This window comes from Pectobacterium nicotianae, from assembly GCF_023272715.1.
Lineage (GTDB): Bacteria > Pseudomonadota > Gammaproteobacteria > Enterobacterales > Enterobacteriaceae > Pectobacterium > Pectobacterium brasiliense.
Genome location: NZ_CP096821.1, coordinates 1,212,549 through 1,226,995, shown reverse-complemented (window position 1 = coordinate 1,226,995; position 14,447 = coordinate 1,212,549). Strand labels below are relative to the sequence as shown.

The window sequence follows — 14,447 nt, the reverse complement described above, 5'->3', positions numbered from 1 at the left end:
TTGTCTTAGTTAAAAACGAACGTAGTTAAAAACTGACTTAGTTAAAACTGACTGAGTTAAAAACGGTTTTAGTTAAAAACGGCCAGATTTCGTAACGATCGTATAAAACTGTCTGTATCTACCCCCTTATATACCAGCCTGATAACGGGACATCCTTGACTTAAATCAATTTTAAAACCCCACCACTTAACTACACGAAGGCAATTTATTGTTTTATATCAATATTACCAAGACACCAAATTGCAAATATTTTTGTAAATTTTCAATTTTTTTTCAAAAAAAGGCGTTTTCATTGCGACAACAACGGTTACGGTTTTACCTCAGCACGATAGATCGGTAAGCTACCCGCAACACCATTCAACCTGTAAAAAAAGAGTGCATGATGGCGACCTCTCTCACCTGGCATGACGTGCTGGCACAAGAAAAGCAGCAGCCTTACTTCATTAACACCCTTGAATTCGTTGGGAAAGAACGTGCAGCGGGTAAAACTATCTATCCTCCGCAGAAGGATATTTTCAACGCGTTCCGCTTTACCGAACTGCATCAGGTCAAAGTCGTCATTCTGGGACAAGATCCCTATCACGGCCCAAATCAGGCACACGGACTGTCGTTCTCGGTACGTCCTGGCGTACCCGCTCCGCCTTCTCTGGGCAATATTTATAAAGAATTAGCGAGCGACATCCCTGGATTTGAAATTCCACGGCATGGTTTTCTACAAAGCTGGGCGGAGCAAGGCGTTTTACTACTCAACACGGTATTAACCGTTGAAGCCGGACAGGCGCACTCGCATGCTAACTTGGGCTGGGAAACGTTTACTGACCGCGTCATCGCGGCATTGAATGAGCAGCGGGAAGGTCTGGTCTTTCTGCTATGGGGCTCGCATGCACAGAAAAAAGGCAACATCATCGATCAGCAGCGTCACCATATTCTGAAATCACCGCACCCTTCCCCCCTATCTGCCCACCGCGGTTTCTTGGGCTGTAAGCATTTTTCGCAGGCTAATCAGCTTTTGGAACAACAAGGGCTGTCGCCAATAGACTGGACGCCAAGGCTCCCGGAAGAGGCTTAAGCGATAACGGTTTGGTTGTCTTCAAAAAATGAAGGCAGCCAACTGTCGTTTACAAAGAATGATTTACAAAGAATCGCTGACAAACGTATTAAGCAAATGAAAAACGTTAATTGAATAGGGAGAAATTGAAAAAACGGAATGAAATAAGAAGTGATGCGATGATTTGGTGGAGCTAAGCGGGATCGAACCGCTGACCTCTTGCATGCCATGCAAGCGCTCTCCCAGCTGAGCTATAGCCCCACAACGTGTGGAATGTTCGTGATAATCAACCAAACAGAGGGAGTGTTTGGTGGAGCTAAGCGGGATCGAACCGCTGACCTCTTGCATGCCATGCAAGCGCTCTCCCAGCTGAGCTATAGCCCCGTATCTTACAGCATCACCGTGAAAGCAAGTACTGTGCGAACGCGTCGCATAATATGAAACCCGATTCGCAGTGTCAACGGCTAAATCCGGTTATCCGATTAACCGCTGAAAAAGACGCCAAAGGTAAGAAAAAACAGGCGGCCATTTCGATGTCATCTCATCATAAGCACAATAAAAAGCTGCTAACGATAACGCGATTTATTATCATCACTTCACGTTACGCTTCTGCCTCCTATATAAGCCCCATCACATGCGCTATTTTCCTATGATTGTATTTTCTATGATGGTATCTGCCTCTGGCATGTTGCCTGTTCGTGCACAGCCCACCATTCCCGATATGACCGAACAAGCGAAAGCTCAATTTGAGATCAGGCAAATTGAGATGAAAAGCGATGCGCAGCATGCCTATCGGCTTTTTATCGCACTTCCCCGCCAACCGGCACCTGAAGGGGGTTATCCGGTTCTGTATATGCTGGACGGCAATGCTCAGTTTCCCGTTGCCGTAAATAGCTATAATGCAAAAAATGGCGCTGCACCGCTGATTGTCGCCGTGGGTTATCCGATCGATAAGCCTTACGATGTCCCCGCCAGAACGCGTGACTACACGCCACCGACAACGCTCACCGACCCAGATTTTGCCGCAGGCGGCGAAGCTGAGGCGTTTTATCAATTCCTGCAATCCACGGTAAAACCCTGGGTTGAAGCGAACTACGCCGTGAATAAGCAAAAACAAACGCTGGCCGGACACTCTTTCGGCGGTCTGTTTACGCTCTATACGCTTTTTAACCACACCGAATCTTTCCAGCGTTATGTTGCCGCAAGCCCGTCTATCTGGTGGGGAAATGGCGTTGTGATTCCGACAAGAACGCCGCTGCTCGCGACACCGCCACAATCCATTACCGTCACGGCAGGGGCAAATGAAGATGAGCCAGCCAAAACGCAGGCGGGTAAACCTGTTGATGAAAAGCGGGCAGAGCGTCTCAGCCAAAGAAAAATGGTGGAAAGAGCAACAGCGCTGGTCGCACAGCTTAACGAACAAGGCACAAAAGCCGACTTTATTCTGTTCCCCGGTAAAGGGCATGGCGACGTGATCCCCGATGCCATCGGTAAAGCGGTTGCTATCGCCGGTCAATAATGCGCTAAGTCATAAATAAAAAGCCCCAGCATTTGGCCGGGGCTTCTTGTCTATTCATGCTGTAGGGCTTATTGCTGCGCTTCACGCTCAGCAATGAACGCCAACGCTTTATCAATACGCGCCAGCGAACGCTGTTGACCAATCGCATGCACAGTCACGTCAACGCCCGGAGACTGACCCGCGCCGGTTACCGCAACGCGCAGTGGCATACCGACTTTACCCATGCCCTGACCCAGCTCGTCCGCCGTGCCCTGAATGGCATGATGGATATTCTCCGGCGTCCAGCTCGTTATCGCGGCCAGCTTCTCGCGTACCAGCTCAAGCGCCTGACGGGCAACCGGGCGCAGGTGTTTCTTCGCAGCATCGGCATCAAACTCAGCAAAATCTTCATAGAAATAACGGCAAGATTCCGCCATTTCTTTCAATGTTTTGCAGCGTTCGCCCAGCAAACCGACCAGTTCGCTCAGCTGCGGCCCAGTGCGGGTATCAATTCCAGCCTGCTCAATATGCCATGACAGATGCGTCGCCACATATTCTGCGGGTAAATGGTTAATATAGTGATGGTTCAGCCATTGCAGCTTCTCAGTATTGAAAGCGCTCGCCGATTTGTTGACGGCATCCAGCGAGAACAGCGATTTCATCTCATCTATAGAGAAGATTTCCTGATCGCCAGACGACCAGCCTAAACGCACCAGATAGTTCAGCAGTGCTTCCGGCAGATAGCCGTCATCGCGGTATTGCATTACACCCACAGCGCCGTGACGCTTGGACAATTTCTTACCGTCGTCGCCCAGGATCATCGACACATGCGCATATTCCGGCACTGGTGCGCCCAGCGCTTTCAGGATGTTGATCTGACGCGGCGTGTTGTTGATATGGTCTTCACCACGGATAACGTGCGTGATTTCCATATCCCAGTCATCGATAACGACACAGAAATTGTAGGTCGGTGAACCGTCAGTACGACGGATAATCAGGTCATCGAGCTCCTGATTGCTGAATTCGATCGGCCCGCGAATGCGGTCATTGAAGATGACCGAGCCTTCCTGCGGATTGAGAAAACGCACGACGTGCGGCTCATTATCAGCATGATGTTCGTGAGAGCCACGGCAACAGCCGTCGTAACGCGGCTTTTCGCCGTTTTCCATCTGCTTTTCACGCAGCGCTTCCAGACGTTCTTTAGAGCAATAGCATTTATATGCCGTACCGTTTTCCAGCATCTGATCGATGACTGCGTTGTAACGGTCAAAACGTTTAGTCTGGTAGTACGGGCCTTCATCCCAGTTCAGGCTCAGCCAGTTCATACCATCCATAATGGCATCAATCGCGTCCTGAGTTGAACGCTCCAGATCGGTATCTTCAATACGCAGCACGAACTCGCCGTCATGATGACGAGCAAACAGCCAAGAATACAGTGCGGTACGAGCGCCGCCGACGTGAAGATAGCCAGTAGGACTAGGGGCGAAACGGGTTTTGATTTTCATTTGGGATTACAGCCTTATTACGCAACGGCTGTCGGCACAGACCGACATAAGCTCAGAGAACAAAAGTGGGCAACATTCTATCACTCTGCTTCGATTCCTCAACGCCGTAACATGCCGCACATGCTTTTATTCTGCTAGCGATAGCAAGATAACAGGCTGAATTGCGCAAGGATGCAGCACCAACGGCGATAAATACGACGTCTTGACTAATTTTGCAACGAACAATCATTTTAGTTTTAAAAAGCGTTGACTCACATTCAAGGATCCCTATAATGCGACTCCACACAGCGGGGGTGATTAGCTCAGCTGGGAGAGCACCTCCCTTACAAGGAGGGGGTCGGCGGTTCGATCCCGTCATCACCCACCACTCTTTTGAGTTTTAAATAAGAGTAGCTCGCTGTGTAAAGTAAGAAGATTTGAGATTGGGTGATTAGCTCAGCTGGGAGAGCACCTCCCTTACAAGGAGGGGGTCGGCGGTTCGATCCCGTCATCACCCACCAATCTCATACCAGCTGGTCTTCTTATTAAAAGTTGAAGTAAATGTAGTTCAGAAGTGGGTGATTAGCTCAGCTGGGAGAGCACCTCCCTTACAAGGAGGGGGTCGGCGGTTCGATCCCGTCATCACCCACCACTTCTGCGGGTCGTTAGCTCAGTCGGTAGAGCAGTTGACTTTTAATCAATTGGTCGCAGGTTCGAATCCTGCACGACCCACCACTTCCGCAAAGTGAATCCTTCCTGAAGTAAATCTACCCAATGCTGTATATTACACGTGTCGTGTAGGTGAGAACCTGCGCTCAGGTTTGAGCCGAGCGAAGCGAGACAGCAACGCGCTAGCGTTGACCCCGAAGGGGCGAGGCCAAAGGCCGAGTCATCCTGCACGACCCACCACTTCCGCAAAGTGAATCCTTCCTGAAGTAAATCTACCCAATGCTGTATATTACACGTGTCGTGTAGATAAAATTCTACTCAATTTTTCCGCATAGCTTTTTCCCAATATTCAATAAAGTACCGCAACCTTACTCGGCTACGGCACCTAAACATCACGCCAGTACGGCTAAATCCGCTGCATCAAAACCGCGTAATTTATCAGTCTGCCCAGAACGCACTTTTTGCACCCATTGCGCATCAGAAAGCAGAACTCGACCTACTGCGATCAGATCAAACTCTTCTCGCTCCATCCGCGTATATAGGTTGTCCAGTGCCGCCGTGCCAGAACCCTCACCGCCAAACGCGGCAAAGAAATCCGAGGTCAATCCCACCGAGCCAACGCTGATTGTCGCCGCACCCGTCAGTTTTTTCGCCCAACCAGCGAAGTTCAACCCTTCCGTCCCATCAACCTCCGGGAATTCAGGCTCCCAGAAACGACGCTGGGAACAGTGAAGAATATCCACACCCGCCTCAACCAGCGGCGCTAACCAGTCCGTCATCTCCTGTGGAGAACTCGCCAGCCGCGCACTATAGTCCTGCTGCTTCCACTGACTCACACGCAGGATCAGCGGGAAATCCTCACCAACAGCGGCCCGGACAGCACGAATTACCTCAGCGGCAAAGCGAGAGCGTTCGCGGATCGTTGCGCCACCAAAGGCATCTTCACGCTTATTCGTGCCCGACCAAAAGAATTGGTCGATCAGGTAACCATGTGCACCATGCAGTTCCAGCGTGTCAAAACCCAATCGTTTTGCATCCGCCGCTGCACGAGCGAAAGCTGCCACGGTATCAGCGATATCTTCTTCGGTCATCACCACACCGCGAGGCTCATCTGGACCGACGATTCCCGAGGGGCTTTCAACAGGCGCATCAGGCTCCCAGCCACGTCCGTGGGTTGAACCTGTATGCCAAATTTGCGGCCCAATACGACCACCAGCGGCATGAACCGCTTTCGCTACCGCATCCCAACCGGCTAACGCGGCTTCGCTGTGAAAGAGCGGGATTCCAGGCATATTACGCGAAGCGGGACGATCGACTACCGTTCCCTCTGTCAGAATCAGCCCGACTCCCCCTTCGGCACGGCGGCGATAATATTCCGCCTGCGCTGGGCCAGGAATGCCGTTTTCAGCCATACCTCGCGTCATCGGTGCCATGACAATGCGGTTAGGAAGAGTTAACCCTTTCAACGTGAAGGGACTAAACAGAACATCATCAGACATAAATATTTCCTTTTATGGTTTAACGTCATAGCGGCGTTGAATGTCGATTAGAAACGCAATTCATACAGTTAAGCAACCTCCGTGAGCATCGCCTCCCGTAAAGAGAATGCCACCCTGCTTGCACTTATAGATGATGTATGACATATATAATAGATGTCAATCGACATTTAAAAATAGAGGCACGGTATGAAATACACAACGTTTGGACGTAATACGGGCTTACGCGTTTCCGAACTTGCTCTCGGAACAGGAAATTTTGGCACCGGTTGGGGCTATGGTTCTGAAAAAGAACAGGCTAAACAGGTATTTGATCGTTATGCCAACGCGGGCGGCAACTTCATCGATACAGCGGATGCTTACCAGTTAGGCCAATCTGAGCAGATGGTCGGAGAATTCATAGCCGCAGATCGCGACCATTTTGTCGTTGCGACGAAGTACACCTTAAGTGCCATGCCGGATGCCGGAATTTCCCAAACCGGCAATAGCCGTAAGAATATGATCTCATCAGTCGAAAACAGCTTGAAACGGTTAAACACCGATCGTATCGATTTACTGTGGGCACACTTTGATGACCAATTAACGCCACTGGAAGAGATTGTTCGCGCTTTCGACGATCTCATTCGGGCAGGAAAAATCCAGTACGCAGGCCTCTCTAATTTCCCCGCCTGGCGCATTGCCCGAGCGGACACCATCGCGGAACTGCGCGGCTGGTCGCGAATTGCCGGTATTCAGGTGGAATACAGTCTGGTGCAGCGCACCGCAGAACGAGAACTACTGCCGATGGCTGAAGCAATGGGGCTCGCAGCAACGCTTTGGTCTCCACTGGGTGGCGGCCTGCTGACGGGAAAATATCGTCAAAGTAAAGAAGGCCGTCTGATCGGTTTTGGCGGAAGATTAGTGCACACCGAGCAAGACACGACCTTGCTGGATGAGGTTTTTCGCGTTGCAAACGACTTGAACGCCATGCCAATACACATTGCCATCGCCTGGTTGCGGCATAAATCAGCCCGCGCCAGCACCAGCCTGATCCCTATTCTGGGTTCCCGCACGCTGGCGCAGTTGGATGATACGCTGCTCGCATTAAATGTGACGCTAAGCGATGAGCAGGTCGCGCGACTGGATGAAGTCAGTGCTATTTCGCTGGGGACGCCGCACGATCAGATCGCAGGGACATTGCCTCGGGCTCAGGGAGGCGACAGCGCTCATATTATTACACCGTGGCCGCCACGGGCCTGATCCAGCTATTGATGAAAGGCATCATCTATTGAGTCTGACTTTTTCATACCCTAAGATGATGCCTGACAGAAAAAGGAGAACAACATGGCCCGAGTATCAAAACAGCAGATGGAGCGTAACCGAGAAGAAATCATCCAGGTTTCTTCACAGCTCTTTCGTGAACGGGGCCTGAACGGCGTTAGCGTGAACGATCTGATGGCTGCGGCAGGCTTAACCCACGGTGGTTTCTATGGTCATTTTGCCTCTAAAGATGAACTCGCCGCCATCGCCAGCCGAAAAGCGCTTGAGGATTCCGGTACTCGCTGGCAGGAAATGAGCCAGCGCGCAGATAAACATAACCTGCAAACACTGGTGGAACACTATCTTTCCCCCGCCCATCGCGACGGCGCTAAGGATGGCTGTGCCCTCACGGCACTAGCCAATGACATAGCCAGAGAAAGTGAAGACAAACCGGTACGTGAAGTTTATCTCAGCGGTGTCAAAGCCATGCTGGACAGGCTGGAGTCCCTCTCCACGATAGAGGATAAAGAGCAGCGCAAACAGCATGCTCTGGCGCAATTCGCCCTGTTATCCGGCGCGCTGGCGCTGGCACGCGCAACAGCTGGCGACACTTTGTCGGACGACTTTCTCAACGCAGCCAAAAAGGCACTACTTGGTGAAGCATAAACAGGTTATGGAAAAGGGGCCTGTCGCATCCAGGATAGGTTCCAAACTGCATCCACTCTTAAAGCGATTCCCTCCATTCCTCTGACCTTCAGCCATTCAGACTACGCTCCTTTTTCATAACATCTTGTTATTGCATTATTCCCATCCATCATTAGACCGCCGCAATTGCGGTGCTATGCTTGTCTGCGTTTACGATGTTCACATAATTTTTTGACAGAAAATATCAAATTTATTGGTTTTCTATTCAGTCCCTAAATCGACGACACTGCCGCACTATACAAAGCATTGCCAACAAGCACTTTTTGCTCACTTATGAGGTTGTCTATTATGATTTCTCAGTTGAATCAGTGGTTCACGCGTTTAACCGATCATCCTGATGCAGGTAAACTTTTACTGCGTTTAACCGTGGGTATTCTGCTGCTGTTTCACGGCGTAGCAAAAATTGAGCACGGTGTAGGCTGGATCGTACAGATGCTGCAAGGTGCAGGATTGCCTGGTTTTATCGCTTATGGCGTTTATATCGGCGAGGTTGTTGCCCCGATTCTGATTATTCTTGGCGTATTTACCCGCATTTCCGGCCTGATTGCCGCGCTGACGCTGGTTGTAGCGACGCTGATGGTGGGAACGGGTAAATTCTTCACCCTGACTAACGTTGGCGCCTGGGCGCTGGAGTTGGAAGCACTCTATTTCTTCGCTGGCATTATTATCATGCTGGTCGGTAGCGGTCGCTATTCTGTTGCCTCTAACCCTGCTTATCGCTAATCCTTGCGACCCGGCAGGTATTCACGACAAAAGCAAAAAACCCGCGGATTCGCGGGTTTTTTATTTCGACGATCTGTCGATCAGATTTCCCAATCGTGACTATAACGTTTGGGTTTGAACTGAATCACATCGCCTTTCTGTAGCCCGTGCAGGCTTACATCGTCTTTTGCGACTTCCGCTTCAATCAGTTCAGACTGCTCGCCCAGCTTCAACGACAGGCGCGTCAAAGCGCCGAGTGGGCGAATATCTCGCACTGTCACTGCCTGATAGCCTTCCTGCGCCTGAACGGATAACGACACTTCATGCGGACGGAACAGAATCGTCTCTTCCGTCTGCGCCACTTTCAACCGGTTACTGTCGCCAAGGAAATGGTAAACAAACTCGCTGGCCGGGTTGTTATACACCTCCGCTGGCGTGCCGATTTGTTCAATCACGCCTTTGTTCATCAGCACGATACGGTCGGCGACTTCCATCGCTTCTTCCTGATCGTGTGTCACAAATACCGACGTCAGATCGATATCTTCATGCAACTGAGACAGCCAGCGGCGCAGCTCTTTACGTACCTTGGCATCCAGTGCGCCAAAAGGTTCATCCAGCAGCAGGATGCTCGGCTCGACGATCAGCGCACGCGCCAGTGCAATACGCTGGCGTTGGCCACCGGAAAGCTGTTCAGGATAGCGATCCCCCAGCCAATCCAGCTGTACCAAATTCAGCAATTCATGCACTTTCTTTTCGATGTCACTCTTTGATGGCCGGATATTTTTCGGCTTCATTCGCAGCCCAAACGCCACGTTATCGAACACCGTCATGTGGCGGAACAGCGCGTAGTGCTGGAATACGAACCCCACGTTGCGTTTACGCACATCGTGAACGGACACATCCTGGCCGTGAAAGATAATGCTGCCGCTATCCGGCTGTTCCAGCCCGGCGATAATACGCAGCAGTGTTGTTTTACCGCAGCCCGATGGCCCCAACAACGCCACCAGTTCGCCGCTGTGGATCGACAAATTAATCTCGTTCAGCGCCCGGAACTGACCAAATTGTTTATTAATATTGCGAATCTCAATGCTCATTTTTGGCCAACTCCTGTTGTTTCTCTATTTGCTTCGTCAATCGGCTTTCACTCCACTGGCGCAGCAGCAGCACTACCAGTGACATAATTAGCAGAAGGATCGCCACGCTGAAAGCCGCAACGATGTTGTACTCGTTATAAAGAATTTCAATATGCAACGGCAGCGTGTTCGTCAGACCGCGAATATGGCCGGAAATGACGGAAACCGCGCCAAATTCCCCCATCGCACGCGCGGTACACAGCACCACGCCGTAGATCAATGCCCACTTCACATTCGGCAGCGTGATGTGCCAGAACATTTGCCAGCCATTCGCCCCCAGCAACCGTGCCGCTTCTTCCTCCTGCGAACCCTGCTCTTCCATCAGCGGAATCAGCTCACGGGCAACATAAGGCAGCGTAACGAAAATTGTCGCCAGCACGATGCCCGGTACGGCGTAAACAATTTGCAGATCGTGTTCGAGCAGGAAGGGATAGATCTTGCTTTGCGCCCCAAACAGCAGCACATACACCAGCCCCGCAACCACAGGGGAAACGGAAAATGGCAAATCGATCAGCGCCAGTAGAAAGCTCTTGCCACGAAATTCGAATTTCGTCACACACCACGCCGTCGCCAGCCCGAACACTACGTTTAGCGGTACAGAAATGACGGTCGCAAGCAGCGTCAGCTTAAGTGCAGAAATCGCATCCGGCTCGGTAATCGCGTCCCAAAATGCGCCGACGCCTTTATCCAGTCCCTGAGTGACGACCATCATCAGCGGCAGCACCAGAATCAGGAAAAAGACGACCCACGCGAGTGAAACCAGAATGTAATAGGCGGCGGGCTGTTTTTTTCTTTTAGCCGCGTTGGCCTGAGTGGAAATAACCTGTTCCATGAAGACCGGCCCTTACAGTTTCGGTTGAATGCGGCGCTGCAACACGTTAATCAGCAGCAGCATAATGAAAGAAACCAGCAGCATGAATACACCGATCCCGGTTGCTCCCTTGTAGTCATACTGATCCAGCTTGGAGACGATCAGCAGCGGCAGAATTTCGGTTTTAAACGGAATATTCCCCGCGATAAACACCACGGAACCGTATTCGCCAACGCCGCGGGCAAAGGCCAGCGCAAAGCCCGTCAACCACGCAGGTAACAGCGCAGGAAGCAAGACATGGCGGAAAACCTGAAGCGGACGCGCGCCAAGGCAGGCGGCGGCTTCTTCCACTTCTTTCGGAATATCAGCCAGCACCGGTTGCAGCGTTCTGACCACGAAAGGCAGCGTGACAAAAATGAGCGCCAGCGTGATACCGATGCCGGTGTAGGCAATTTTGAACGGAAACAGTGAGCCAATCAGGCCATTCGGCGCATACAACGCCGTCAGCGCAATCCCTGCCACAGCAGTTGGCAGCGCAAAGGGCATATCGATCATGGCATCGATCACTTTACGGCCGGGAAAGGTATAACGCACGAGCACCCAGGCCAGCAGCGTCCCGAGAATGCCGTTAATAAATGCCGCAGCCAGCGCCGTACCAAACGAAAGCCGCAGGGAGAAAAGCACCTGACGGCTGGTGATCAGATCCCAAAACTGACCAAACGTTAGTTGGCTGGCATACAAAAACATCCCCGCCAACGGAATGAGGACAATTAATCCTAAATAGCTCAGGCTAAACCCTAACGTTAGCCCGAAACCGGGAATCACTGAGGAAGAACGTTGTGACATACCGTGCCTTTAATTTTCATACTCACTACCCAGCCAACAACTGCTTGCCGACGCGCGCTACCTGACAGAAAGGTTAAGGCGGCAGGTCCTCTGCCTTCTTAACCTGAAAAAAGCCGCTAGGGTGATAGCGGCCTTAATCCATCAGACATTAAAAACTTACTTATTAATCTCTTTAAAGATGGCGTCGAACACACCGCCGTCGTTAAAGAATTTGTCCTGTGCCGCTTTCCAGCCGCCGAAATCTTTATCAATCGTCACCAGATTCACCGGTGCAAACTGATCTTTAAACTCTTCAGCGATCTTGGCATTACGTGGACGGTAGAAATTTTTACCGATGATGCGCTGCGCTTCATCGCTGTAGAGGTATTGCAGATAGGCTTCGGCCTGCTTCTGCGTTCCCTTACGCTCAACGACTTTGTCGACAACGGCAACCGGTGGTTCAGCCAGAATCGACAGAGACGGTGTCACGATCTCAAGCTGATCGCCGCCCTGTTCTTGCAGAGACAGGTAGGCTTCGTTTTCCCATGCCAGCAGCACATCGCCTAGTTGACGTTGCACAAAGCTGATCGTTGCCCCACGCGCACCGGTATCCAGTACGGGTGCATGGCGATACAGTTCAGTGACAAATTTCAGTGCGGTTTCATCATTGCCACCCGGTTGTGCTTTGGCATACGCCCACGCCGCCAGGAAGTTCCAACGCGCACCGCCAGAGGTTTTCGGGTTTGGCGTGATCACTTCAACGCCCGGCTTCACCAGATCGTTCCAGTCTTTGATTTGCTTCGGATTACCTTTGCGCACCAGAAAAACGATGGTGGAGGTGTAAGGCGTGCTGTTGTCAGGCAGACGTGCCTGCCATTTAGGATCGATCAGCTGTTGATTCAGGTTTAATGCGTCAATGTCACCCGCCAGCGCCAGCGTCACCACATCGGCCTGCAAGCCGTCAATCACCGAACGCGCCTGCTTTCCAGAACCGCCGTGCGAGTTTTTGATAGTGATATCTTCACCGGTGGTCGCTTTCCAATGCTTAATAAACGCCGCATTGTATTGCTGATACAACTCACGCGTCGGATCGTAAGACACGTTTAATAATTCGGTAGCCGCCGAGGCCACACCGGAAAACAACAGTGCTGCCGTAGCAACAGATAACCCCAGACGACGTATTGACATTCTTATCACTCCCTAATGCTCGAAAGTATCAGATAAAATCATGACGGATGTGACTGATTAATAAATTAAATAATTCGGTTCGCAGGAAAAAACGTTATCGTTTTAAACCGCGCACATGCCGCTTGAAATAGGACGGATATATCAGGCTGGCAACATGGAAGTGACAATAGTGGATATAAGGAAGGGGCAAAAATATTGTTTCGCGATAATTTATGCTATCGCGTTATATTGTTAATGATTATGTAATAGTTTTCAGTCTAAGCAATTTTGTTGCAGCGGTAATATTTTACGACGGGATATGAGGTAACCCTGATGCCGTGCGGCATCAGGTCAATACGGTGCAAGGTAAGCTTGAATCACAGTAGGCGTAAAACGACGTGTCTTTCTGCCCTACTCTTCTTCGTCCAGTTGCAAAGCTACGTACAGCAGCAGACGATCGTCGAAATTCCCCAGATCTAACCCCGTTAGTTCTGAGATGCGGTTAAGGCGATATTCCAGCGTATTGCGGTGGATAAACAGCGCTTTCGCCGTCGCACCGGGTTGAACGTTGTTACGGAACCAGGCACCCAACGTCCGACGTAGCAGACCATTGCCGTCCATTGCTTTAAGCTTCGAAAGCGGACGCACCAGCTCATTTGCCTGCCAGCCGCCGCGCAGGCTGTCCAGCAGCACGGGTAACATTAAATCCTGATAGTAATAACAGCGCTGGGCGGGCATACGCTGTTTACCTACGCTCATGGTCGTTCGTGCCGTGCGGTAGGAGCGTGCGATACTGCCGGGGCCAGAAAAATAGTTCCCCAGCGCCAACCGTACCCGTAGCCGACTGCTTTCCGCCATACGCGACATCAGCGTATCCACGCGACGCCGGTGTTCCTCTGCATCCCAGCGCCCGTGGCTGTTCAGCGCCGGTTTTAGCACCACCATTTCCGTCAGAGAAACGATAGCGATCAGGTTGTCGCGTTCCGGCGTGGTCAGCAACGTCTGCAACTGCTGTAGTTCTGCCATGGCAGAGTCAACACCGAGCTGCCCGCTATCGACTTCGATCACCGCTGCAACGCGAGGCTTATTCAGATCGATGCCTAAACGCTGCGCCCACTCCATGAGAGCGGGAGACAGATCGTCGGTACGAATCAGGTTCAGTACCAGCTCTTCACGCAGGCGGCTATCCTGCGCCAGCATATGCAGCAGCCTCGCCTGCTCCAGCATCATTTCCGCCGTCATACAGACAAGCTCGCCGTATTGCCGTAGCTGGCTGGGATTCCCGGTCAGGCCGATGACGCCAACGATTTCACCGTCGATGCGCAAAGGTAAATTGATGCCCGGACGCACGCCGTGCAGGTGACGCGCCACGGCATCATCAATATCGACGACTCGCCCCTGCGAAAGCGCCAGCAGCGCGCCTTCGTGCAGTTCCCCCAATCGTTCCTGATCGCCACTGCCGATAATCTTACCGCGAGCATCCATCACGTTGATATTGCTATCAATGATCTGCATGGTCCGCGCGACAATATCCTGTGCCATCTTGGCATTGAGATGATACGACGCCATTTTTACCTCTGAGAGGAACATTGACAATTGCACCAGCATACCGCCACACGGTGCGCCACACATTGTGCAAATTAACAAAGAAACGGGAATTAGATTAAATC

At 51.4% G+C, this 14,447-nt stretch carries 12 protein-coding genes, 6 tRNA genes and 1 other RNA gene; 10 read left to right on the top strand and 9 right to left on the bottom strand.

The window, feature by feature from the left end:
- Window positions 1–382 precede the first annotated feature (382 nt).
- Entirely contained in the window at window positions 383–1,069 is a 687-nt protein-coding gene (gene ung, locus MYB54_RS05455) for a uracil-DNA glycosylase (RefSeq protein ID WP_205559357.1), read from the top strand.
- 164 nt (window positions 1,070–1,233) lie between these two features.
- Here ung and MYB54_RS05450 read toward each other — a convergent pair.
- A tRNA-Ala gene (locus MYB54_RS05450) sits at window positions 1,234–1,309 on the bottom strand.
- Between the two features lie 47 nt (window positions 1,310–1,356).
- Window positions 1,357–1,432: transfer RNA gene (locus MYB54_RS05445), tRNA-Ala, on the bottom strand.
- A 280-nt stretch (window positions 1,433–1,712) separates the two neighbouring features.
- Here MYB54_RS05445 and MYB54_RS05440 point away from each other — a divergent pair.
- The gene (locus tag MYB54_RS05440; RefSeq protein ID WP_248721612.1) at window positions 1,713–2,567 is read left to right on the top strand and encodes an alpha/beta hydrolase; all 855 of its coding nucleotides are present in this window, start codon (window positions 1,713–1,715) and stop codon (window positions 2,565–2,567) included.
- Between the two features lie 68 nt (window positions 2,568–2,635).
- On the opposite strand, the gene gltX is transcribed toward MYB54_RS05440, so the two are convergent.
- A complete protein-coding gene (gene gltX / locus MYB54_RS05435) occupies window positions 2,636–4,051 on the bottom strand; it encodes a glutamate--tRNA ligase (RefSeq protein ID WP_248721611.1) in 1,416 nt (471 codons plus the stop codon).
- Between the two features lie 291 nt (window positions 4,052–4,342).
- Between gltX and MYB54_RS05430 the strand changes: the two genes are divergently transcribed.
- The 5 genes from MYB54_RS05430 to MYB54_RS05410 all read left to right on the top strand — a co-directional run bounded on the left by MYB54_RS05430 (window position 4,343) and on the right by MYB54_RS05410 (window position 4,939).
- A tRNA-Val gene (locus MYB54_RS05430) sits at window positions 4,343–4,418 on the top strand.
- 57 nt (window positions 4,419–4,475) lie between these two features.
- A tRNA-Val gene (locus MYB54_RS05425) sits at window positions 4,476–4,551 on the top strand.
- Window positions 4,552–4,606: 55 nt separating this feature from the next.
- Window positions 4,607–4,682, top strand: a tRNA-Val gene (locus MYB54_RS05420).
- 7 nt (window positions 4,683–4,689) lie between these two features.
- Window positions 4,690–4,765: transfer RNA gene (locus MYB54_RS05415), tRNA-Lys, on the top strand.
- 46 nt (window positions 4,766–4,811) lie between these two features.
- A non-coding RNA gene (locus MYB54_RS05410) (RtT sRNA) lies at window positions 4,812–4,939 on the top strand.
- A 152-nt stretch (window positions 4,940–5,091) separates the two neighbouring features.
- Here MYB54_RS05410 and MYB54_RS05405 read toward each other — a convergent pair.
- Window positions 5,092–6,198 carry an NADH:flavin oxidoreductase gene (locus tag MYB54_RS05405; protein WP_248721610.1) on the bottom strand — a complete coding sequence of 369 codons (1,107 nt, stop codon included), beginning with the start codon at window positions 6,196–6,198 and terminating at the stop codon, window positions 5,092–5,094.
- Between the two features lie 186 nt (window positions 6,199–6,384).
- On the opposite strand from MYB54_RS05405, the gene MYB54_RS05400 reads away from it, so the two are divergent.
- From MYB54_RS05400 to MYB54_RS05390, 3 genes are all read left to right on the top strand, one after another.
- Entirely contained in the window at window positions 6,385–7,434 is a 1,050-nt protein-coding gene (locus MYB54_RS05400) for an aldo/keto reductase (protein ID WP_248721609.1), read from the top strand.
- 84 nt (window positions 7,435–7,518) lie between these two features.
- Window positions 7,519–8,100, top strand: coding sequence for a TetR/AcrR family transcriptional regulator (locus MYB54_RS05395; protein ID WP_248721608.1), 582 nt, complete (start codon window positions 7,519–7,521; stop codon window positions 8,098–8,100).
- A gap of 327 nt (window positions 8,101–8,427) precedes the next feature.
- Entirely contained in the window at window positions 8,428–8,862 is a 435-nt protein-coding gene (locus MYB54_RS05390; protein ID WP_014916261.1) for a DoxX family protein, read from the top strand.
- Between the two features lie 80 nt (window positions 8,863–8,942).
- Here MYB54_RS05390 and MYB54_RS05385 read toward each other — a convergent pair whose 3' ends face one another.
- From MYB54_RS05385 to MYB54_RS05365, 5 genes are all read right to left on the bottom strand, one after another.
- A complete protein-coding gene (locus MYB54_RS05385) occupies window positions 8,943–9,935 on the bottom strand; it encodes a sulfate/molybdate ABC transporter ATP-binding protein (protein ID WP_010280499.1) in 993 nt (330 codons plus the stop codon).
- Window positions 9,925–10,806: a sulfate ABC transporter permease subunit CysW gene (cysW, locus tag MYB54_RS05380; protein WP_010280501.1), complete on the bottom strand. Its 882-nt coding sequence runs from the start codon at window positions 10,804–10,806 to the stop codon at window positions 9,925–9,927. The genes MYB54_RS05385 and cysW overlap by 11 nt, the downstream gene beginning before the upstream one ends.
- Window positions 10,807–10,818: 12 nt before the next feature.
- On the bottom strand, window positions 10,819–11,631 hold the full coding sequence (cysT, locus tag MYB54_RS05375) for a sulfate ABC transporter permease subunit CysT (RefSeq protein WP_010280704.1): 813 nt from the start codon (window positions 11,629–11,631) through the stop codon (window positions 10,819–10,821).
- Window positions 11,632–11,787: 156 nt separating this feature from the next.
- Entirely contained in the window at window positions 11,788–12,792 is a 1,005-nt protein-coding gene (locus tag MYB54_RS05370; RefSeq protein ID WP_369987577.1) for a sulfate ABC transporter substrate-binding protein, read from the bottom strand.
- Window positions 12,793–13,188: 396 nt separating this feature from the next.
- A complete protein-coding gene (locus MYB54_RS05365; protein WP_010280713.1) occupies window positions 13,189–14,346 on the bottom strand; it encodes a CdaR family transcriptional regulator in 1,158 nt (385 codons plus the stop codon).
- Window positions 14,347–14,447 lie beyond the last annotated feature (101 nt).

Bases quoted from the DNA above. Each gene is read 5' to 3' on its own strand.
- ung (WP_205559357.1), top strand. From the start codon at position 383: ATGGCGACCTCTCTCACCTGGCATGACGTGCTGGCACAAGAAAAGCAG.
- MYB54_RS05440 (WP_248721612.1), top strand. From the start codon at position 1,713: ATGATGGTATCTGCCTCTGGCATGTTGCCTGTTCGTGCACAGCCCACC.
- gltX (WP_248721611.1), bottom strand. From the start codon at position 4,051: ATGAAAATCAAAACCCGTTTCGCCCCTAGTCCTACTGGCTATCTTCAC.
- MYB54_RS05405 (WP_248721610.1), bottom strand. From the start codon at position 6,198: ATGTCTGATGATGTTCTGTTTAGTCCCTTCACGTTGAAAGGGTTAACT.
- MYB54_RS05400 (WP_248721609.1), top strand. From the start codon at position 6,385: ATGAAATACACAACGTTTGGACGTAATACGGGCTTACGCGTTTCCGAA.
- MYB54_RS05395 (WP_248721608.1), top strand. From the start codon at position 7,519: ATGGCCCGAGTATCAAAACAGCAGATGGAGCGTAACCGAGAAGAAATC.
- MYB54_RS05390 (WP_014916261.1), top strand. From the start codon at position 8,428: ATGATTTCTCAGTTGAATCAGTGGTTCACGCGTTTAACCGATCATCCT.
- MYB54_RS05385 (WP_010280499.1), bottom strand. From the start codon at position 9,935: ATGAGCATTGAGATTCGCAATATTAATAAACAATTTGGTCAGTTCCGG.
- cysW (WP_010280501.1), bottom strand. From the start codon at position 10,806: ATGGAACAGGTTATTTCCACTCAGGCCAACGCGGCTAAAAGAAAAAAA.
- cysT (WP_010280704.1), bottom strand. From the start codon at position 11,631: ATGTCACAACGTTCTTCCTCAGTGATTCCCGGTTTCGGGCTAACGTTA.
- MYB54_RS05365 (WP_010280713.1), bottom strand. From the start codon at position 14,346: ATGGCGTCGTATCATCTCAATGCCAAGATGGCACAGGATATTGTCGCG.